This is a genomic window from uncultured Microbacterium sp. (assembly GCF_947632095.1).
Lineage (GTDB): Bacteria > Actinomycetota > Actinomycetes > Actinomycetales > Microbacteriaceae > Microbacterium.
This window is the reverse complement of sequence record NZ_CANROA010000030.1, coordinates 1-20,434: the sequence shown is the minus strand read 5'-3', so window position 1 is coordinate 20,434 and position 20,434 is coordinate 1. Positions and strand designations below refer to the sequence as shown.

The 20,434-nt window shown below is 69.8% G+C and carries 16 protein-coding genes and 1 pseudogene; 7 read left to right on the top strand and 10 right to left on the bottom strand.

Annotated elements, in window-relative coordinates; genetic code table 11:
* Positions 1-30: 30 nt before the first annotated feature.
* The 5 genes and pseudogenes from Q0Z66_RS08765 to fepB form a co-directional block, all read right to left on the bottom strand.
* Positions 31-873, bottom strand: coding sequence for an ABC transporter ATP-binding protein (locus tag Q0Z66_RS08765; RefSeq protein WP_298040272.1), 843 nt, complete (start codon positions 871-873; stop codon positions 31-33).
* Between the two features lie 7 nt (positions 874-880).
* Positions 881-1,555 (bottom strand): iron chelate uptake ABC transporter family permease subunit, encoded by a 675-nt coding sequence (locus Q0Z66_RS08760; protein WP_298040270.1) that lies wholly within the window; start codon positions 1,553-1,555, stop codon positions 881-883.
* Between the two features lie 109 nt (positions 1,556-1,664).
* Positions 1,665-1,850 (bottom strand): annotated as a pseudogene (locus tag Q0Z66_RS08755) (iron chelate uptake ABC transporter family permease subunit); the annotation flags it as partial.
* A 53-nt stretch (positions 1,851-1,903) separates the two neighbouring features.
* Positions 1,904-2,962: an iron ABC transporter permease gene (locus Q0Z66_RS08750; RefSeq protein WP_298040266.1), complete on the bottom strand. Its 1,059-nt coding sequence runs from the start codon at positions 2,960-2,962 to the stop codon at positions 1,904-1,906.
* Complete coding sequence (gene fepB / locus Q0Z66_RS08745; protein WP_298040262.1) at positions 2,959-3,960, bottom strand: Fe2+-enterobactin ABC transporter substrate-binding protein; 1,002 nt, start codon at positions 3,958-3,960, stop codon at positions 2,959-2,961. The genes Q0Z66_RS08750 and fepB overlap by 4 nt, the downstream gene beginning before the upstream one ends.
* A gap of 248 nt (positions 3,961-4,208) precedes the next feature.
* Here fepB and Q0Z66_RS08740 point away from each other — a divergent pair, with 248 nt between their 5' ends.
* Positions 4,209-5,663 (top strand): helix-turn-helix domain-containing protein, encoded by a 1,455-nt coding sequence (locus Q0Z66_RS08740; protein ID WP_298040259.1) that lies wholly within the window; start codon positions 4,209-4,211, stop codon positions 5,661-5,663.
* Here the strand turns inward: Q0Z66_RS08740 and Q0Z66_RS08735 are convergent.
* The 5 genes from Q0Z66_RS08735 to Q0Z66_RS08715 all read right to left on the bottom strand — a co-directional run bounded on the left by Q0Z66_RS08735 (position 5,620) and on the right by Q0Z66_RS08715 (position 12,108).
* The gene (locus Q0Z66_RS08735) at positions 5,620-6,531 is read right to left on the bottom strand and encodes a glycerophosphodiester phosphodiesterase family protein (protein WP_298040257.1); all 912 of its coding nucleotides are present in this window, start codon (positions 6,529-6,531) and stop codon (positions 5,620-5,622) included. The two genes, Q0Z66_RS08740 and Q0Z66_RS08735, sit on opposite strands and share 44 nt — an antisense overlap.
* Before the next feature lie 45 nt (positions 6,532-6,576).
* Positions 6,577-7,614, bottom strand: coding sequence for a DUF916 domain-containing protein (locus Q0Z66_RS08730; RefSeq protein WP_298040255.1), 1,038 nt, complete (start codon positions 7,612-7,614; stop codon positions 6,577-6,579).
* A 70-nt stretch (positions 7,615-7,684) separates the two neighbouring features.
* Positions 7,685-9,649, bottom strand: a complete 1,965-nt coding sequence (locus Q0Z66_RS08725) for a glycerophosphodiester phosphodiesterase family protein (RefSeq protein ID WP_298040254.1) — start codon at positions 9,647-9,649, stop codon at positions 7,685-7,687.
* A gap of 112 nt (positions 9,650-9,761) precedes the next feature.
* Entirely contained in the window at positions 9,762-10,553 is a 792-nt protein-coding gene (locus Q0Z66_RS08720; RefSeq protein WP_298040252.1) for a GntR family transcriptional regulator, read from the bottom strand.
* A gap of 130 nt (positions 10,554-10,683) precedes the next feature.
* On the bottom strand, positions 10,684-12,108 hold the full coding sequence (locus tag Q0Z66_RS08715; RefSeq protein ID WP_298040251.1) for an NCS2 family permease: 1,425 nt from the start codon (positions 12,106-12,108) through the stop codon (positions 10,684-10,686).
* A 94-nt stretch (positions 12,109-12,202) separates the two neighbouring features.
* On the opposite strand from Q0Z66_RS08715, the gene Q0Z66_RS08710 reads away from it, so the two are divergent.
* The 6 genes from Q0Z66_RS08710 (at position 12,203) to Q0Z66_RS08685 (ending at position 20,259) form a co-directional block, all read left to right on the top strand.
* Positions 12,203-13,576, top strand: coding sequence for a DUF6350 family protein (locus tag Q0Z66_RS08710; protein WP_298040250.1), 1,374 nt, complete (start codon positions 12,203-12,205; stop codon positions 13,574-13,576).
* A 9-nt stretch (positions 13,577-13,585) separates the two neighbouring features.
* Complete coding sequence (purN, locus tag Q0Z66_RS08705) at positions 13,586-14,167, top strand: phosphoribosylglycinamide formyltransferase (RefSeq protein ID WP_298040249.1); 582 nt, start codon at positions 13,586-13,588, stop codon at positions 14,165-14,167.
* A gap of 43 nt (positions 14,168-14,210) precedes the next feature.
* Complete coding sequence (gene purH / locus Q0Z66_RS08700) at positions 14,211-15,818, top strand: bifunctional phosphoribosylaminoimidazolecarboxamide formyltransferase/IMP cyclohydrolase (RefSeq protein ID WP_298040248.1); 1,608 nt, start codon at positions 14,211-14,213, stop codon at positions 15,816-15,818.
* A 142-nt stretch (positions 15,819-15,960) separates the two neighbouring features.
* Positions 15,961-16,449: a methylated-DNA--[protein]-cysteine S-methyltransferase gene (locus Q0Z66_RS08695; protein ID WP_298040247.1), complete on the top strand. Its 489-nt coding sequence runs from the start codon at positions 15,961-15,963 to the stop codon at positions 16,447-16,449.
* A gap of 127 nt (positions 16,450-16,576) precedes the next feature.
* Positions 16,577-18,448 carry an ABC transporter ATP-binding protein gene (locus Q0Z66_RS08690; protein WP_298040246.1) on the top strand — a complete coding sequence of 624 codons (1,872 nt, stop codon included), beginning with the start codon at positions 16,577-16,579 and terminating at the stop codon, positions 18,446-18,448.
* Positions 18,445-20,259, top strand: coding sequence for an ABC transporter ATP-binding protein (locus Q0Z66_RS08685; RefSeq protein WP_298040245.1), 1,815 nt, complete (start codon positions 18,445-18,447; stop codon positions 20,257-20,259). The genes Q0Z66_RS08690 and Q0Z66_RS08685 overlap by 4 nt, the downstream gene beginning before the upstream one ends.
* The last annotated feature ends 175 nt before the right edge of the window (positions 20,260-20,434 follow it).

Below are 20,434 nucleotides of genomic sequence, written 5' to 3'. Positions count from 1 at the left end.
TGCGATCGACGAGAGGGGGACGGGAGTTGGTCATGCGGAATCCTTCTGTTCGAGGCCAGGCTGTTCATGGTCGGGCGTTCGGGGCGCGGCGCGCAGGTCGCGCGGCACGATGAGCGGTCGGCCGGTCTCCGGATCCGGGAGCACGAGCGCCTCCAGATCGAACACCTGCCGCAGGATCTCGGGCGTGAAGACCTCGTCGGGACGGCCCTGCGCGACGATCCCTCCGTCACGCATCGCGACGATGTGCGAGGCGTAGCGCGCGGCGAGGTTGAGATCGTGCAGCACGGCGACGAGCGTGCGCCCGTCGGAATGCAGGCGCGAGCACAGGTCGAGCACATCGACCTGATGGGCGATGTCGAGATAGGTGGTCGGCTCGTCGAGCAGCAGCACCGGCGTTCGCTGGGCGAGCGTCATCGCGATCCACACGCGTTGGCGCTGACCGCCGCTGAGCTCCTCGACGAGGCTGTCGCCGAGTTCTGTCATCCCGACCTCGTGCAGCGCCTCGTCGACGATGCGCTCGTCCTCGGGCGACCACTGGCGAAGCAGGCTCTGATGAGGGGTGCGTCCGCGGGACACGAGATCGGCGACGGTGATCGCGCCCGGAGTCAGCGGAGACTGCGGCAGCAGGGCGATGCGTTGCGCGACACGTCTGGTGCGCATCGACCTGAGGTCGGCGCCGTCGATCGTGACCGACCCCGACTGCGGGGCGATCATGCGCCCCATCGCCCGCAGCAGCGTGGACTTGCCGCAGCCGTTGGGGCCGATGATCACGGTGAAGCCGCCGGGCGGCACCTCGAGGGTGAGATCGTCCACGACGGTGCTCCCGGCATAGCCGAGTCGCACCCGGTGGACGGCGAGGACGGCGGGTTCCATGAGGCTCCTAGATGCGCCGGGCGAGCAGCCACAGCAGGTAGACGCCGCCGAGCAGGCTGGTGACCAGCCCGGCCGGCGTGCGCAGGCCGACGTCGAGGTTCGCGGACAGCAGGTCGGCGAGTACGAGCAGCAGTGCGCCGGTGAGCGCAGACACGCCCAGCTGCACGCCGGTGGACGGGCGGATGCGCCGTGCGATGTGCGGAGCCGCGAACGCGATGAACGCGATCGGTCCGGCCGCGGCGACGGCTATCGCGGCGAGCATGACGGCGAGCATCATGGCGATGAGACGCATCCGTTCGGCGGGTATGCCCAGGCTCTGCGCGGCGTCATCGCCCATCTCCAGATACGAGACGCTGCGCGAGATCACCGCGAGCGCCGGGACGATGAGCAGGATGCCGACGGCCAGAGCCAGCACGTACGGCCAACCGCGGCCGGTGAGGGAACCGGAGGTCCACAGCTGGGCGACCGACGCGTTGTCCATCGAAGCGCGCACCATGAGCAGCGAGGTCAGTGCGCTCAGCGCCGAACCGACACCGATCCCGACGAGCACGAGACGGGTGCCGCCGCTGACGCGGTCGCGGCGTGAGAGCAGATACACGACGACGGCCGTGGTCAGACCGCCCGCTATCGCAGCGGCGGCGGTCTGCCACACTCCGCCGCCGAAGAGCACGATCTGCGTCACGGCGCCTGTTGCCGCCCCGGTGGTGAAGCCGATGATGTCGGGGGGGGGGGGAGCCGAGCGGGTTGCGCGACAGCGACTGGAACACGGCTCCGCTCATCGCGAGGGCGGCACCGACCATCACCGCGGTCAGAGCCCGCGGCATCCGCCTGCTCCACACCGACCGCACCGCGGACGGTGCGGCGTCGCCCGTGACGGTGGCGAGCACGGCGGCGGGGGAGAGCAGGATGCTCCCCAGGCACAGCGAGGTGAACAGGGCGATGATGATGAGCGCGAGCAGGATGAGAGCGGTTCGCACGGTGCGCGGGCGGATGCGGACCGACAGCGCACCCCACCGCACCACATGCGCGCTCACAGTGAGGCCACCCGTCGCGAGCGCACCAGCAGGATGAAGAGCGGGCTGCCCAGGAGGGCCGCGGCGATGCCGCTCTGCAGGTCGGCTGGGGCGGCGAGGGCGCGGCCGACGGCATCCGCGATGACGAGGAGTCCCGCGCCGACGACGATCGAGCAGGGCAGCAGCCAGCGGTGCGCGTTGCCGGTGACGCTGCGCACGATGTGCGCGGCGGCGAGGCCGATGAAGCCGATCGGGCCTGCGGCCGCGGTCGCGGCCCCCGCGAGCAGCACGACGGCGGCCGCCGTGCCGATGCGCGTGGCGCCGACCGGTGTTCCCAGTGATCGTGCGGTGTCCTCTCCGAGCGCGAGGGCGTCGAGAGGGCGGGCGAGAGCCAGTGCGAGCAGGATGCCGACGGCGAGGAACGGCAGCACGCTGAGGATGACATCGAAGCCGCGCCCTTGGAGGGATCCGACCGACCAGTACCGGAAGTAGAGGAAGGCGGTCTCGTTGTTCAGCACAACGATCTGCGTGACCGCCGCGATCGCGATCGAGACCGCTGTGCCGGCGAGCGCGATGCGCACGGGCGTGGCAGCGCTGCGGTGGGCTGTTCCGAGTGCGTGCACGATGACGGCGGCGCCGGCCGCACCGATGAACGCGAGCCAGACGTAGCCGGAGACGTCGGTGACGCCGAGATATGCGATGCCGATCGTGATGAGCAGCGCCGCTCCCGCATTGATGCCGAGGATGCCGGGATCGGCGAGCGGATTGCGGGTGAGTGACTGCATGAGCGCGCCTGCAGCGCCGAGCCCCGCGCCGACGATCACTCCGAGCACGACGCGCGGGATACGCGAGGCCAGCACGATGACATGGTCGGCGTTCTGCGGGTCGTAGTCGAGGATCGCCTCGACGACCGTCGCGACCGGGATGGGGTGCGAACCGATGCCGAAGCCGACGAGGGTCGCGACGGCCGTCGCGACCGCGGATCCCGTCAGCAGCAGCAGTGCGCGCCCGCGCAGGGCGGGGCGCGCCGTCATGGCTGGGCCCCGCCCTGCGACGGATGCTGCGATGCGGGTCATCCCGCGAAGATGTCCACGAGCAGCTTTGCGGTGTTCAGCGCGCTGTAGTAATCGAGACGGAACGACTCGGTGCCGAGCGAGTGCACACGGCCTGCCGCGACCGCGGCCTGGCCCGCGAGCAGCGCGTCGCCCGTGAAGGCGGCCACGACATCGGTGCCTGTCATGTTGACGAGGAACATCGTCTGCGTGTCGGCGAGGCCAGCGGCCATGTTCTCGGCGCTGAGCACGTTCACGCCGTTCGCGGCGGCCTGCTCGCTGCTGAACTCTTCGGCGGCCGGTGCATAGGAGAACCCGAGCGAGGCCAGCAGATCGGCCTGCGGGCTCGTCCCGTCGTATGCCCACACGCCGTCGGCGCCGAGGTACACCGCGACGGTCACCGGCTGCTCGGGCAGGGCGAGCTCCGTAGCGAGTTCGGAGATCTGCGCGTCGTAGTCGTCGAACACGGTCTCTGCGGCGTCCTCGCGCCCGGTGGCCTCACCGAGCTGAGAGGTCAGCTCCTGCCAGGTCTCGGTGCCGTAGTCGAGCAGGATGGTGGGCGCGATCTCGCTCAGCTGGTCGTAGGACTCCAGAGCGGTGTCCGCGCCGTTGACGGAGCCGACGATGAGGTCGGGCTCGAGCAGGTCGATGGCGTCGAGGTCGAGCTCCAGGTCGCTGTAGGCAACCTCGACGCCCGCGGCATCCGCGGCGTCCGCCCACTGCGTGAAGAAGCCCTTGTCGTCGGTGAGCGCGGAGACGTAGGCGGCGCCGGTGGCGATCACGGGGGCATCGATCGCGAGCAGGCTGCCGGTGATCGACGGCGAGACCGAGACGATGCGCAGAGGCTCGCCGGGAATCTCGGTCGTTCCGGCGTCGTGCTCGACGATGCGGGGCCAGGAGGCGTCATCGGTCGTCGCGGCGCCGTTATCCGCATCCGAATCGATGCCAGCGGCCGTGCAGCCGACGAGGACGGTCAGAGAGACGGCCGCGATGGCGGTGCAGGAGATGAGGCGTGAGCGCATGAGAGGTCCTTCAGAGTGTCGGGAGCGTGCGTGCGGGGCGCGCTGCGCACCGTACTACTCTGAAATTAGCCAAGCCTTACCTGATCGAGTTTTCCCGGGACGTCAACGTGTTACCACTTCCCGCTGGGCGTCGTCCCGGCAGTGCCGAACGCCTCATCGAACCGGTGCTGCACTGGACGGTGCGGGGCAGCGCACGGATCTAGGTCGACGGGCGCGAGCGGGTCGTCTCGGCGGGTGCTGCTCTCTGGGTGCCTGCGGGCAGCGCCGTCGAGGTGCGGGCCTCGGCGGATGCCGTGGTCGTTCCGGTTCCCGGTCTGCGAGTCGGGGACGAGCGCGCGGACGTGTTCATCGAGGTTCTGGATTCATGGCGCCCGTGGTTGCTGCGCGCGTTCGCGGAAGCGCTGGGGTACCTCGATGACGCGTCGTGTCGTGGGCTGCTCCAGGGCCTGCTCGATGATGCGGTCGGATCGAGCCCGAACATTTCCTTCCCGCCGACGCCGACCACGCCGGAATTGGCTGCACTCGTCGCCGTCTTCGTCCGGTCTCCGGCGATTCCGCTCCTCGAGATCGCGCGGCGGCGTCTCAGCGGGTGGTCGCCGCGCACGGTGCAGCGCCGCTTCCTCTCCGAGACCGGGCTCTCGCCGGGGCAGTGGGCGCGCAGGGCCAGGATCGCGCTCGCCGCAGACCTGCTGCGCGACGGCGGCGAGGTCGAGGCGGTCGCGCACGCCACCGGATACGAGACGGTGAGCGGCTTCTCGCGCGCCTTCCGGGATGCGGTCGGGGTAGCGCCCGCCCGCTGGCGGGAGCGCAGCTCCGCCCTCGCTGACGAACGCGTGGTCGCGGACGCGTCGAGCGTGGAGACGCTGCCCTCTCACCGCACGTGGCCGCGGGTGAACGGATCCCACGTCGCGGTGTGGGTGGTCTTCGGTACCGCACAGGCCTCGCTCGGCGACCGGCTGCTCCCGCTGCGCGCTGGTCAGGCGATCGTGCTTCCCGCCGGTGTGCCGAACGGCATCCGCATCGCCCGCGGCTCGCTCGTCCTCCCGGTCGGATACGTCTCCGGTCGATCAATCGCCGTCGGCGGCCCCGTCGCTGCATGCGATATCCCCGCAGAGGACGTGGGTGACATGATCCGAGCGGTCGTCGCCGCATACACGACGATCCGCGCCGCCGGGACCGACCCGACGGCAGGGTTCGAGCGGGTTCTCGACGGCTCCGTGCGCGCACCGGCCGATGCCGCGGTATCCGCGCTGGGAGCTGTGGCCAGCGCGCTCGCCGTGGGCGACATCGCGGAGCCGGGGCTGGCGGATTGCGCGCAGTGGCTCGGGATGCCGGAACGCGGCCTCAGTCGGATCATCAACGCTCAGACGGGGGCGACATTCGCACAGTGGGTGCGCATGTCGCGGATGTCGCGTGCGCGCGTGCAGTTGAGTGGGGGGGGGGACGGCTGCATCGACCGTCTCCCGAGGACTGGGATACGCGCATCTGCCCGCGTTCTCCCGGGCGTTCCGCGAAGTGCACGGCGCATCGCCGAACGACGTCGCAGTGATGCACGGTGTCGGGGGCGAGGCCGGCCGTTGGCAGGAGAGCATCCGGCGCGACCTGCGCGCCGTGCGCTGAATCCGAGCCCGGTGGTCGCCGTCTCACCACCGGGCGGGATCAGGCCTCGGACCAGGCCACCAGCGCACGGGGGCGGTTCGTGATGATTCCGTCGACGCCCATCTGCGTGTAGGCCTCCCACGCCGCATCCTCGTCGTGCGTCCAGACGAAGACGCCGAGGCCCGCGCGGTGCGCGAGGGCCACGGACTCGATGGTCGCGGCGGCCGGGTTCACAGCATCCGCACCGATCGACAGTGCGGTGTGGACGGCCAGCGCGTCGAGCTCGTGGGTGAGCCAGCCGAGCGGCATATCGGGGGCCACGGCCGCGATGTTCGCGACCGTGCGGCGGCTGAAGCTTTGCGCGATGACGCGGCGCTCGAGGCCGGCGTCGGCGATGAGCCTCATGGTCGTACGGATATCGGAGCGCTTCCAGGCGCCCTTGTACTCGATGAGCACGTCCTGCCCCTGGGTGGCGGCTTGGGCCAGCGCCTCGGCGAGCGTCGGGATGCGGGTGGCGCGGAACTCCTCGGAGAACCAGGAGCCGGCGTCGAGCGCACGCAGTTCGTGCGCGGTCATCTCTCCGACCGCCCCGGTGCCGTCGGTCGTGCGATCGACGGTCGCATCGTGGATGACCATGGGGATGCCGTCGGCGGACAGCCTGATGTCGAGCTCCAGGTGGGAGGCGCCCGCGGCGGACGTCGAGGCGAAGGCCGGGATCGTGTTCTCAGGGGCTTCGTCGGAATCACCGCGGTGGGCGATCACGAGCCCGGTCTCACCGGGGTCGCGCAGCACCGTGAACGGGCGGAGCGTGACCAGGTCGCGCAATGCGCTCGACGACTCGGCGACGGTCGCGGCGGGGGCCGGGTGGACGATGGTGGCGGATGCGGCCGGGGCGACGGCGGTCGCGACGGCCCCCCAGATGCCTGCGCTGAGGAGCACCAGGCCCCAGAGGCGTCGACGGCGAAGACTCATGGCCCGATCCTGGCAGAGCCCGAGCGCGCCGTCGAGACCTTTTCGTTACTTTTTACTCGGGCGACGGATTCGTCGAATCACCAGAAGCACCGCGACCAGCGCGCCGGCAGCGATCACCCACGTGCCCGGGGCGATCGCGACGGTCGACAGGGACAGCTGCTGCTGCTCGACGGCGGGAAGCGGAAGCTCCGAGGCGGCGGAGTTCGTCAGGATCGTCGGCGACACCGACACCTCGATCGCCGTCACGGGCGACCAGACGTGCAAGCCGGGGAGCGCAGCATCCACTTCGACACCGGCGCCCGGAAGCAATTCGTTCAGCGGCAGCAGGCCGTTGGTGCTCTCCGCGCTCGAGTATTCCTCCACACCGCCCCCGGATACCAGCTGCATCGCGCTCAGGCGGGTGTTCCCGGTGTTGCGCACCGAGTAGGAGATTTCCGCGAGGGCGGGCTCCCAGGGCCAGAACCCGGTGTCGATCGATAGTGAGGCATCCTCGAGTGCCAGGCCGGCGGTCAGCTCTCCGGAGATGCCGACCGTGACACGAGTGGCATAGCGCATGTCGACGGACACGGTCTCTCCCGCGCTCTCCAGCACTGTCAGCAGCGCACCGGCGTGCTCGCCGGGCAGCGCATCGGAGGGCGCCGTGACGCGGAACGGGATGCGCACGAGCTCGCCGGGCTCCACGTGCACGTTGTCGACGGAGGGCGCGATCCACGTGCTGACGCCGCCCTCGGAAGCGACCGTCGCGATCTCGAGGGAGCCGCTCTCATTCGTGAAGGCGTCCGAGCCGTGCACGGCGAGGTCCACGGGAGCGCTTCCGGAGTTGCGGATGAGGACCGCGTCTTCGACGCTCTCTCCTGGATCGAGCGCATAGGAGAAATTGCTGCGCTCCTCGCCGATGTCGGTGATCACCGGAATCATGCTCCACGCGACCTGGCCATCGGCGGCCTGCTGCGCGTCGGCGGCGACCGGGGTGTCGTCCGCGTGGGCGCTGAGAGCGGATGTCATCGACGCGGTGAGCGCGACGAGAACGGTGGCCACGATCGGTCCGAGCAGGGCGCGGGGGGAGCGGGGACGTCGGAGCATGAGAGGCCTTTCGACGCAGAGGATGGAGGGAGTCGGGGCGCGGCGCCGCAGACGCCGCGCCCCGCGGGCATCACTGGATCACCGTGACCGTCAGGGTCGACGTGTATGCGCCGGCGGCCTGGCCCACTGGCAGACGCAGCGCCAGGTCGGCGGAGACGACGGCCGTCTCGAGGCCCTTGAACTCATCGCCGGCGGCGGAGACGAGCACAGCGCCCTCGGTGAGGCCGGAGCCGACTCCGGCCTCGACCGCGTCTCCGGCGATCGCGCCGGCGCCCTCGGACACCAGGCGCGGAGCCCAACCGAGTGCGTCGGCGCCGAAGGACTCGTCGCCGGAGATGAAGTCCGCGGCCCGGCCCGACAGAGACCACGGCGAGGACGGGTTGGATCGGGTATCCGTGATCTCGATCTCGTTCAGCGCGCCCGAGGCGACGAAGCTGTCGCCGAGAGCGGTCGCCTCCCCGAACGAGACGACGTCCTGCGAGCTGAAGCGCCATGTGAACTCCCCGCTGGGCTGCACAGCCTCGGGGATGCTGACGGCGAGGCTCTGCTCATCGGCGGCGGGCTCCTCCGGAGCACCGGGCTCGGGAATCGCCGGCGGCGCCTGGTTGTAGCGCTGCATCCAGCCGCGGAGCGCATCCGGACGATCCGTGATGATGCCGTCGACGCCGATCGCGGTCAGAGATTCCCAGGCGCCGGCGCTGTTCTGGGTCCACACGAAGACGCCCAGCTCATGCTCGTGGGCCAGCGCCACGCCTTCGGCCGTCGCAGAACTCGGGTTGATGGCATCCGCGCCGATCTGCTCCGCAGTCGCGATGATGCCGGCATCGATTCCGCCCGTAAGCCATCCGACCGGGAGGTCCGGGGCGACGGAGGCGAAGTTCGCGACCGAGGTCGTGCTGAAGCTCTGCGCGAGGATCTTGTTCTCGACCCCTGCGGCCTCGATCATGTCGACCGTGAGCTGGGTGTCCTCGATGCTCCAATCGCCCTTGTACTCGATGACGACGTCGGCGCCTCCGTTCGCGACGTAGGTGAGCACGTCCTCGAACGTGGGGACCTTCGTCCCGGCGAAGGCCGGCGAGAACCAGGATCCGGCATCGAGCTGACGGATCTCCTCGAGCGTCATGGCGTTGATGGATCCCGTGCCATCGGTGGTGCGGTCGACCGTGCCGTCGTGCATGACGACGGGAACCCCGTCCGCCGACATCGTGATGTCGATCTCGAAGTACTCCGCGCCGGCGCGCGTGGCCGACACGAACGCGGGCATGGTGTTCTCGGGCGCGACCGAGGAGTTGCCGCGGTGCGCGACGATCGCACCGGTCTCGCCCGGCTGGCGGAGGGTGATGGGCGGTAGCGGGTCGATCTCGGAGAGCACGAGGTTGTCGTAGCGGACGACCGACTGATTCGCGATGAGCCCCTGCACGCCGTCCGCGGTGCGCACCAGCTGGCGGGTCGTCATGATCTTCTCGCCGTCGATGTACCAGGTGCCGACGTTGTCGTTGACCTCGACGCGCAGATGCGCCTGCGTGCCGATGCCGATGTCGGCCGCGGTCGAACCGGTGTCGGTGACGCGCCAGGTGCTGCCGGCCGTGCGCTGGGCGAACTCGACGCCGTTGCCGGCGCTCGACCCGTTGCGCACCGCCGCGTGCTGCCAGGGCGTCGCACCGTCGGCGGGCCCGTCGAGGACGAGCGCGAGCCAGCGTGCGCCATTGGCGGCGGAGTCGAAGGTCACGTCGACGTCGATCGCGAAGTTCTCGCGGTTCTCGCCGAACATGATCTTGGCGTCGTCGCCGGTGCCGTCTCCGACGAGAGCGCCGTCCTCGATGCTCCAGTCGCCGGCGATCACGTTCCACTCGGCGGGGATGATGCCGGAGTCGAAGGACTCGGCGAGGAAGACCCGGTCCTCCACGGGTTCCTCGGCGGATGCCGGTGCCGGAGGGCTGGCGAAGGCCGTGGCCGGCAGGAGCGCGCCCGTCAGCGCGGCGGTGGCTACGCAGACGGCTCCGATGCGCGCAGCGCGCGAACGGCGAATGGTCATGGTATTTCCTTCCGAAGGGGGAGAGTTCGGCCTCGGGGAGGGTCCCGTGGCGCTTCTACTCAAGAAGGAGCCGAAGACGCGCTCGTGCACGGGCGTGGTCGTGCGAATCGCGTCACGTCGACGATCCGGTGACGCGGGCTGACGGGCGGTGCGAACCGTCAGTCCGGCGCGGCGAACGTGCGGAGTTCACGATGCTCAGCGACGTCGCCGTGGAGAGGTAGCGGTCGTCGCTGTATTCGAAAGGGCGCCCCTCGAACGTGCGGGCGGAGCGCTGCACGCGCAGCAGAGGGGTGGTCCGCGGGACCTCCAGCAACCGGGCGTCCTCGGGATCGGGCAGCACCGCGGAGATCGTGTGCTCGCCGTGCGCGAGCTGCGGGCCGTGCACGCGTTCGACGACCTCCATGATCGAGCGGGCATCGCGCGGAAGCCGTGCGATCGTCGGGATCAGCCACTGCGGGAAGGTCGTGCGCTTGACCATGACGGGTCGTTCGTTGAGGTATTGCAGGCGCATGATGCGCAGAACCGCGTGGCCGGTCGGGACTCCGAGGACATGAGACTCCTCGCCCGTCGCCCGTCCGCCCTCGCAGGAGATCGTCCGTCCGCCGGGCTCGTGTCCGATCGCACGGGCCCACTGCCCGAAGGAGCGCAGCTCGGTGACGTCCTGGGCGAGGGTCTGCGGATGCACGATCCAGCGGCTCCCCTGGCGGGAGAGGCGTCGATGCGCCGACTCGACGTGTTCGAGCGCACGGCGCACGGTTCCTCGTGCGGTGCCGAATCGGGCTGCGAGCGCGGATTCGCTGGGCAGTGGGCGGCCGACCGGGATACGGCCGGAGGTGATGTCGGAGAGCAGGGCCGCGGCGATGTCGAGATGCTTCGCCGATCGGCGGCGTGTGGGGGTTGGCACGTGTTCACGTTCGTGGATGCGGGTGAACACCGCGTTGTGCGCAGAAGAAGTTTTGGCGACCTGAGGCGCCGGGAAACGACAGAACCGCGCCGAGACCGAGGTCTCGACGCGGTTCTGTCAGGAGCGCGGCTCAGGCGACGCCGAAGACCGTCTCCAGGGGGCCGCGGGCGAAGAACAGCACGAAGCCGATGCCGACGATCCACAGCAGCGGGTGCACCGTCTTGGCCTTGCCGGAGAAGGCGTGCAGCACGATCCAGGCGACGAAGCCCGCGCCGATGCCGTTCGCGATCGAGTAGGTCAGCGGCATGACCGTGGCCGTCAGGAACACCGGCAGCAGCACGCGGAAGTCGGTGAAGTCGATGTTCTTGATCTGGGTCAGCATCATCGCGCCGACGAGGACGAGGGCGGATGCGGCGACCGAGCTGGGGACAAGGCCGGTCAGCGGGGTGAAGAACATAGCCAGCAGGAACAGCACGCCGGTGACGGAGGTGGCGAAGCCCGTGCGGGCGCCCTCGCCGATGCCGGAGCCGGACTCGACGAACACGGTGGCCGACGACGACGAGGTCGCGCCGCCGACGATCGCGCCGACGCCCTCGACGACCAGAGCGGACTTGATGCGCGGGAAGTCGCCCTTCTCATCGGCGAGGTCGGACTCCTTGGCGAGGCCGGTCATGGTGCCCATGGCGTCGAAGAAGTTCGAGAACACGAGGGTGAAGACGAACATCACCAGGGCGACGACGCCGACCTTCTCGAGGTCGAAGGCGAAGTCGACGTTGCCGATCAGGCTCAGGTCGGGGATGCTCATGATCCCGCCGGAGAAGTCGAAGCCGAGACCGGCATCGGGCCAGACGAGGTTGGCGATCACGGCGAGCGCGGTGCCGCCGACGATCGCGATGAGGATGGCGCCCTTGACGCGCAGCGCGATGAGCGCGCCGCCGATGAACAGGGTGACGACGAACAGCAGCGTCGGAAGCGTCGCGACGGATCCGCCCAGGCCCAGCTCGAGCGGCGGGGACTGCGCGCCGGTGGCCGAGGCGAAGCCGGCGTTGACGAAGCCGATGAACGCGATGAACAGGCCGATGCCGACCGTGATCGCGAGCTTGAGCTGGACGGGGACGGCGTCGAAGATCATCTTGCGCAGGCCGGTGGCGGCCAGCAGGACGATGACGGCGCCGTTGATCATGACCAGCGCCATGGCCTCGGGCCAGGTGACCGAGCCGACGACGGAGAACGCGAGGAAGGCGTTGATGCCCAGGCCCGCGGCGAACGCGAACGGCAGGCGGGTGATGATGCCGAACAGCAGCGTCATGATGCCGGCGGTCAGGGCCGTGGCCGCTGCCACGGCGCCGCCGTCGAGGACCGTGCCCTCGATGTCGGCGGTGGACAGGATGATCGGGTTGAGGATCACGATGTACGCCATCGTGACGAACGTCACGACACCGCCACGGATCTCTGTGCCGATGGTCGAGCCGCGCTTGCTGATCTCGAAGAACTTGTCCAGGGCGTTCTTCGGCTCGGCGGTCTGCTGAGAAGTGGGCGGGGGAGCAGTAGTCATTCGGGTAAAACCTCCTTGGAGAAGATATCGTGTCCGCGCGCGTCGCGCGCGCCCGTGCGGATCGGAGGCGATCTCGTCGTAGTCTCGAGGGGACATGCAACGCCTCCTCGTCGCGATCCTCGCCGCCGCCGACGCAGCCATCGCCGCTGCCGTCGGCCTCGCCGTGCTGCTCGCACCGCTCACGCTGCTGTGGACCCTGGTCCTCGGCGCCGATGCTGATTGGGGCGCGCTCTGGCCGTTCGCAGGAACCCTGTGGCAGTTCGGGCACGGGGTCCCGGTGGCGATCGCCCTTCCCAGCGACATCATCTCGGCCGTGGGCATCGCCCCGCAGGCCGCGGCGTTCACGCTCTCGCTCACTCCGATGGTGTTCCTCGTCTTCACCCTGCTCTTCGCCGCGCGATCGGGTGCGCGCTCGGCCCGCTCCGGTGCGGGGCTGCTCGGCGCCGGGGCGGGGATCGTCGTGTTCGCCGCGATCAGCACGGGGGTCGCGCTCACCGCCCGGGTCGAGATGGCGTCGGTCCCGGTGGTCGCGGCGATCATCGTCCCGGCCTCGGTCTATCTGGTCGGCGCCCTCGGCGGCGCGGTGCGCCATGCCTGGAACGAGGGCGACGGCGGCCCCGTGAACCGTCTGCACGACCTCGTCGACGGGTGGGGTGCGTGGCGTCTGGTCCCGGGCGAGATCGTGCGCGGGGCATCCGCCGCCGTCGTCGGTCTCACCGGTATCGGAGCGCTGCTCATCGCGATCATGGTGGCGCTGCGCGGCGGCGAGGTCGTCGCGCTCTTCGAATCGGCGCACGTCGACGCGGTCGGTGCGACGGTTCTGGCGCTGGGCAACCTGGCATACCTGCCCACCATGATCGTCTGGGCCGTCTCGTGGGCCTCTGGTGCCGGCTTCTCGGTCGGAGCCGGTACCTCGGCGTCGCCGGCGGGAACGGAGCTCGGCGTGGTGCCGGGGCTGCCCGCTTTCGGCCTGCTTCCGGAGAACGGTTCGATCTGGATGCTGGTCATCGTGCTCCTGCCCGTGGCGGTGGGCGCGTTCGCAGGCTGGATCGTTCGCTCCCGCCTCGTCTGGCAGGAGGCGGCGCAGCCGCTGTGGCCGCGCGTCGCGATCGCCGCGGGCATCGCCGCGCTGACCGCCGGCGTCACCGCGCTCGCCGCGGTCCTGGCATCCGGATCCATCGGCCCGGGGCGCATGGCCGAGACCGGTCCCCATCCGGGTCGGACGGCGCTCGCGGTCGGCATCGAGGTGCTCATCGGCACCGCGATCCTGCTGATCGCCCCCCGCCATCGCGACGAGCTCGCCGAGGAGCGCACGGATCGCTGGGCCGAGGAGATGGCGGCGTCGGCGACGGCGGATGCCGAGACCGCCGTGATCGCGGAGACGCTGCCCGGCTTCCACGAGGGCGAGACCCAGCCGCTCACCGACGACGGATTCTTCGGGAACGGGAGCACTCCCGCGCCCCGCTAGACTGGCCGGGTGCTCACGGTCGCCGTCCTCATCTCCGGCGCGGGCTCCAACCTCCGCGCCCTCCTCGAAGCCGCCCGCCACCCCGACTTTCCCGCCCGGATCGTCGTCGTCGGCGCCGATCGTGATGCCGAGGGGCTCGCCCACGCGGCGGACTTCGGCATTCCGAGCTTCACGGTCCCGTTCCGCTCCTTCCCCGATCGCGAGGCCTGGGGCGAGGAGCTCGGCCGTCAGCTCGAGGTCTGGTCGCCGGATCTGATCGTGCTCAGCGGCCTCATGCGGCTGCTGCCGGCATCGCTCGTGTCGCGCTTCGCGCCGAACATCATCAACACCCATCCCGCGTACCTGCCGGAGTTCCCGGGCGCGCACGGCGTGCGCGACGCCCTCGCCGCCGGTGCCGAGCAGACCGGCGCCAGTGTGATCGTCGTCGATGACGGCGTCGACAGCGGGCCGATCCTCGCGCAGGAGCGCGTGGTGATCGAGCCCGGTGACACCGAGAGCACGCTGCACGACCGGATCAAACCGGTCGAGCGGCGCCTGCTCATCGACGTGGTGCGTCGCATCGCGACCGGCGACCTCGCTCTGACCCCCTGACTTTCCCCCCTCTCCGCCCGAAAACGCACGAAGGAGCCCTCCCATGGCCGGTCCGAGCCACGACTCGTCCCTCTACCGCGAGCGCGACGCCGTCGCGATCCGTCGCGCTCTCGTCTCGGTGAGCGATAAGACCGATCTGCTGGTCCTCGCCCAGGCGCTCGCCGATGCGGGCGTCGAGATCGTCTCGACCGGTTCGACGGCGTCCACGATCCGCGAGGCGGGCTTCACCGTCACCGATGTCGCCTCGGTCACCGGCGTGGACGAGATGCTCGACGGTCGCGTCAAGACGCTGCACCCCAGCATCCACGGCGGGCTGCTCGCCGACCTGCGCCTCGAGGACCACGAGCGTCAGCTCACCGAGCTGGGCATCTCGCCCTTCGAGCTCGTCGTCGTCAACCTGTATCCGTTCACCGAGACCGTCGCCTCCGGGGCCACCGGCGACGACGTCGTCGAGCAGATCGACATCGGCGGTCCGGCGATGGTGCGCGCATCGGCCAAGAACCACGCGAACGTCGCGATCGTCGTCTCGCCCGAGTCCTACCCGGCGATCATCGAGGCGGTCAAGGCCGGCGGCACGACGTTCGAGCAGCGCCGCGAGCTGGCGGCCCGCGCCTTCGCGCACACGTCGGCCTATGACACGGCGATCGCCGCCTGGTTCGCCGAGGGCACGCTCAACGAGGGCGGCGAGCTGCCCGAGCACCTCACGATCAAGGCCGAGCGCCTCGCGACGCTGCGCTACGGCGAGAACGCGCACCAGCGCGGCGCCATCTACACGCGCGTCGGCGGTCACGGCATCGCCCAGGCCGTGCAGCTGCAGGGCAAGGAGATGTCGTACAACAACTACGTCGATGCCGACGCGGCCCTGCGCGCGGCCTTCGACATGATCCTGCCCACCGTCGCGATCGTGAAGCACGCGAACCCGTGCGGTATCGCCACCACGGCGCCCAATGCCCTCGACCCGATTGCCAGCGCGCACCTGCGCGCCCACGAGTGCGACCCGGTGTCGGCCTACGGCGGGGTGATCGCCGCGAACGGCACCGTCACGTTGAAGATGGCCGAGAACCTCAAGGACATCTTCACCGAGGTCATCGTCGCCCCCTCGTTCGAGCCGGCCGCGCTCGAGGTGTTCAAGGCCAAGAAGAACCTGCGTCTGCTGCAGCTGCCCGATGACTGGCAGCAGGAGCGCATGGACGTGCGCCTCGTCTCCGGCGGTCTGCTGTTGCAGGACGCCGACCGGTTCCCGCAGGAGATCCTCCCGGTCGCCGACAGCTGGCAGCTCGTCTCCGGCGAGCCCCTCGACGATGCCGAGCTGGAGAACCTCGTCTTCGCATGGAAGTCGTGTCGTGCGGTGAAGTCGAACGCCATCGTGCTCGCCAAGGCCAACGCCACGGTCGGCGTCGGCATGGGCCAGGTCAACCGCGTCGACTCGTGCCGCCTGGCGGTCGAGCGCGCCGGTGACCGCGCCGCCGGCTCGGTCGCGGCATCCGATGCCTTCTTCCCCTTCGCCGATGGACCCCAGGTGCTCATCGACGCCGGTGTCACGGCGATCGTGCAGCCTGGCGGATCGGTGCGCGATGAGGAGGTCATCGCCGCGGCGCAGGCCGCAGGCGTGACGATGTACTTCACGGGAGAGCGCCACTTCTTCCACTGAGCCCCGCTTTCTCATCGAGCCCCCGTCCTTTCCCCGCAGGAAAGACGGGGGCTCGGCGTTTCGGGAGGGGGAAGACCCCCGAGACAGGACGCCCGGAACGTGTCAGGGTTGATGCACGGCATCCGCGCGACGGGAGAGCACGATGGGCACCTGGCAGAAGATCGATACGCCGGACGGGGCGTTCACCCTCGTCATCGACGATGATTCCCGGGTGGTGGCATCCGGGTGGACCGACGACCTCGACGCGGTGCTCGCGCGACTGGCGCAGGAGCACCGGCCCGTCGATCCTTCGGAGGGCGAGACGGATGCTGCGGACGCGGTCCGTGCGTACTACGCGGGCGACTTCGCCGCCGTCGCAGAGGTGCCCGTGCGGCAGTTCGGCACCGATCTGCAGCGTGCGGGCTGGGCGGCGCTGCGCCGGATCGAGCCCGGGGCACCACTGACGTACGCGGAGTTCGCCGCCGAGCTCGGAAACCCCCGGGCCGTTCGTGCCGCCGCCTCGGTATGCGCCCGCAACGCTCCGGCGCTGTTCGTGCCGTGCCACCGGGTGCTGCGCAGCGACGGCGGTGAGGGCGGCTTCGCGTGGGGGCCCGAGGTGAAGGGGTCGTTGCTCGCGCGCGAACAGCACTGACTCCTCGAGCAGGACCTTGTTGCGACGGCGGGACGTGCAGCCATAGGCTGGAGGGCTGTCGCGCCGACCGGGAGGCGCCGTTCAGCGAGATCCCTACTCCTCCTTCGCACCCCACTCATCGAGAGTCATGTCTTCCTCGTCTTCACAGATTCCCTCCGCACCGCTTTCCACGCCGGCCGCGCTCTGGCGCTTGAAGCCGTTCGTGAAGCCCGCCTTCCCGCGGATGCTCGGCGGAGCCCTCAGCGCGCTCGCGGCGGCCGTCATCGCCCTGATGATCCCGATCGTGCTCGAGCGGATCCTCGACGAGGGCGGTCCGGTCGACTCCGGGGTCGTCTCGGCGATCGTCTGGGGGGCGCTCGCCGTGTTCGCGCTCGCCGTCGGCGAGGCCGTCATGGTGTGGCTGCGCCGATGGTTCATCCTGAAGCCGTCCACTGAGGTCGAGTACCGCATGCGCACCGAGCTGTACTCTCGGCTGCAGCGGCTCCCCGTCGCATTTCACGATCGCTGGCAGTCGGGTCAGCTGCTGAGCCGCATGATGCAGGACATCGGCCTGATCCGGCGGTGGCTGGCGTTCGGCCTGATCCTGCTCGTCGTCAACATCCTCACGATCATGATCGGAACCGTGCTGCTGTTCCGCTGGCACTGGCTTCTCGGCACGATCTTCCTGGTCACCGGCCTCCCGCTCTGGATCCGCGGCTACCTCTTCGAGAAGCGCTACGGCGTGCTCACCCGGCGCAGCCAGGACCAGGCCGGAGACCTCGCGACCAGCGTCGAGGAGAGCGTGCACGGCATCCGGGTGCTCAAGGCGTTCGGGCGGGGCAAGCACGCGCTGACCCGCTTCGCCGGGCAGGCCGAGACTCTGCGCGAGACCGAGATGAGCAAGGCCCGCGCGGTCGGCTCGCTGTGGTTCTTCCTCGACCTCATGCCGCAGATCGCGTTCGGGCTGAGCCTGATGAGCGGCATCTGGCTCATCTCCCAGGGCGGCATCTCGGTGGCGGAGCTGTTCGCGTTCTTCGCGATGGCGACCGTGCTGCGCTGGCCGATCGAGTCGATCGGGTTCCTGTTCTCCTTCATGCTGGATGCCCGCACCGCGACCGATCGGGTGTTCGAGATCTTCTCCGAGACGAACACGATCATCGATCCGGAGGACCCGGTTCACATCGTGGAGCCGCGCGGGGAGCTCGTCTTCGAGGGCGCGCACTTCCGCTATCAGGATGCCGGTGCCTCCGAGCGCGATCTGCTCGACGGCATCGACCTGGTGCTCGAGCCGGGGGAGACCATGGCGCTGGTCGGTCTCACCGGGAGCGGGAAGACGACCCTGACGACTCTGCCGACGCGACTGTACGACGTGACCGGCGGCCGCGTGCTGCTCGACGGCGTCGACGTGCGCGATCTGCCGCTCGCCGAGCTGCGCCGGCACATCGCGATGGCCTTCGAGGACGCGACGCTGTTCTCCGCCACGATCCGTGAGAACGTGCTGCTGGGGCGCGCCGAGCTCGACCTGCACAGTCCCGAGGGCGAGCGCGTCCTGCGCGAAGCCCTCGACATCGCGCAGGCCGGGTTCGTCGATCAGCTGCCCGACGGCGTCGAGACCGTCATCGGCGAAGAGGGGATGAGCCTGTCCGGCGGTCAGCGCCAGCGCCTCGCTCTGGCCCGTGCCGTCGCCGCCGCACCGAAGGTCCTCGTCCTCGACGACCCGCTCTCGGCGCTCGACGTCGACACCGAGGCGCTCGTGGAAGAGTCCCTGCGCCGGGTGCTGGCCGATACGACGGCGCTCATCGTGGCGCACCGCCCGTCGACCGTCGCGCTCGCCGATCGGGTCGCTCTGCTGGAGAGCGGCCGCATCACGGCGGTCGGGAAGCACTCGGAGCTGCTGCGAACCAGCGAGCACTACCGCCACGTCATCTCCAGCCTCGAAGCGGATGAGGCGGTGCGCACGGGGGCGATTCCCGTGATCGGCGCGGATGACGCAACCGACGATGAGGAGGTGCGCTCGTGAGCACGGCGATCACCGGAACACGCGGCGAGGACCGCTCCAACTACTCCCGCGACGAGAGTCGGCTCATCCGACGGCGCTCGATGCGTCTGCTCGGCTCGCTCGTGCGGCCGCTGCACGCGCAGATCGCGCTCGCCGCGGTGCTGCTCGTGGTCTCCACCGCGCTGCAGGTGGCGGGACCCATCCTCATCAGCATCGGCATCGACCGCGCACTGCCGGCGGTGATCGATCACCTCGACTGGACGCCGACGCTCGTCATCGGCGGGGTGTACCTGTTCGCCGGGGTGATGGCCGCGGCTCTGATCGGCTGGTACGTCGTGGTCGCGGCGCGCATCACGCAGGCCGTGCTCATCGACCTGCGCAAGCGGATCTTCCTGCACACGCAGCGGCTGAGCCTCGAGTTCCACGAGACGTACACCTCGGGGCGCATCATCTCGCGACAGACGAGCGATCTGGATTCGATCCGGGAGCTGCTCGACGGCGGTCTGAACAACCTCGTCTCGGGCGTGCTGTACGGCGCGTTCACCTTCATCGCGCTGATGGTGTGGGACTGGCAGTCGGGGGTCATCCTGCTGCTTGCGGGCATTCCCCTCTTCTTCCTCATGCGCTGGTTCTACTCCCGATCGCAGATCGTGTTCCGCGAGTCCCGCGTCATCAGCGCACGGGTGATCGTGCAGTTCGTCGAGACGATGACGGGCATCCGGGCGGTCAAGGCGTTCCGCAAGGAACCGCGCAACGACGCCTCCTTCCAGAAGGTCGCGGGTGACTACCGCGATGTGAACCGACGGTCGATGCTCCTGTTCGGCACGTTCGAGCCCGGGCTCATGGGGGTCGCCGCGCTCACGCTCGGCCTCGTGGTGCTGTGGGGCGGGCTGCGGGTCGCGGATGGCGCACTGACGGTGGGGGTGCTGCTGAGCGCCGTGCTGTACGTGCGCAACTTCTTCTCGCCCATGCAGGAGATCGCGATGTTCTTGAACTCCTACCAGTCGGCGGCGGCCGCGCTGGAGAAGGTGTCGGGCGTGCTCGAGGAGGAGCCGACGGTCCCCGACCCCGAGCAGCCCGTCGACCTGTGGGAGTCGCGCGGCCACGTGCGCTTCGACGAGGTGATGTTCGGGTACTCGGGGGAAAAGACGATCCTGCCGAACTTCACCCTCGACATCCCAGCCGGTCAGACGATCGCGCTGGTGGGAACGACGGGCGCCGGCAAGTCGACCCTGGCGAAGCTCATCTCCCGTTTCTACGATCCGACCGAGGGGCGGGTGACCCTCGACGGCGTCGACCTGCGGTCGCTGCATCCGAAGGATCTGCGCCGGGCGATCGTGATGGTGACGCAGGAGGCCTACCTGTTCAGCGGCACCGTCGCCGACAACATCGCGCTCGGCAAGCCCGATGCCACGATGGACGAGATCCGTGCGGCAGCTCGGGCTGTCGGGGCGGATGCCTTCATCGAAGCTCTTCCGGACGGTTACAGCTCCGACGTGAACAAGCGCGGCGGGCGGGTGTCCGCCGGCCAGCGGCAGCTCATCTCGTTCGCGCGGGCCTTCCTCGCCGACCCCGCCGTGCTCATCCTCGACGAGGCGACGGCATCGCTCGACATCCCCTCGGAACGCTTGATTCAGGAGGCGCTGCAGACGCTGCTGAAGGACCGCACGGCGATCATCATCGCGCACCGGCTGTCGACGGTGGCGATCGCGGATCGTGTGCTCGTGATGGAGCATGGAGAGATCATCGAGGACGATGCGCCGGCGGTGCTCATCAGCGGTTCCGGCAAGTTCGCGCAGCTGCACGCCGCGTGGCAGCAAACGCTGGTGTGAACGGGGCGGGTCGGTAGCATCGGAGCATGGATCCCCTGACGATGTTCGGTGAGTTGTGGTGGATCGCCCCGGCTGCGGCCGGAGCCGCGGGCGGGGCGGCCGCCATGGTCGTCGGTGCGCGCCGACGACAGCGGCTCAGCGGCCGCCGTCTCGGCTACGACGCGGCGCGGCTCGA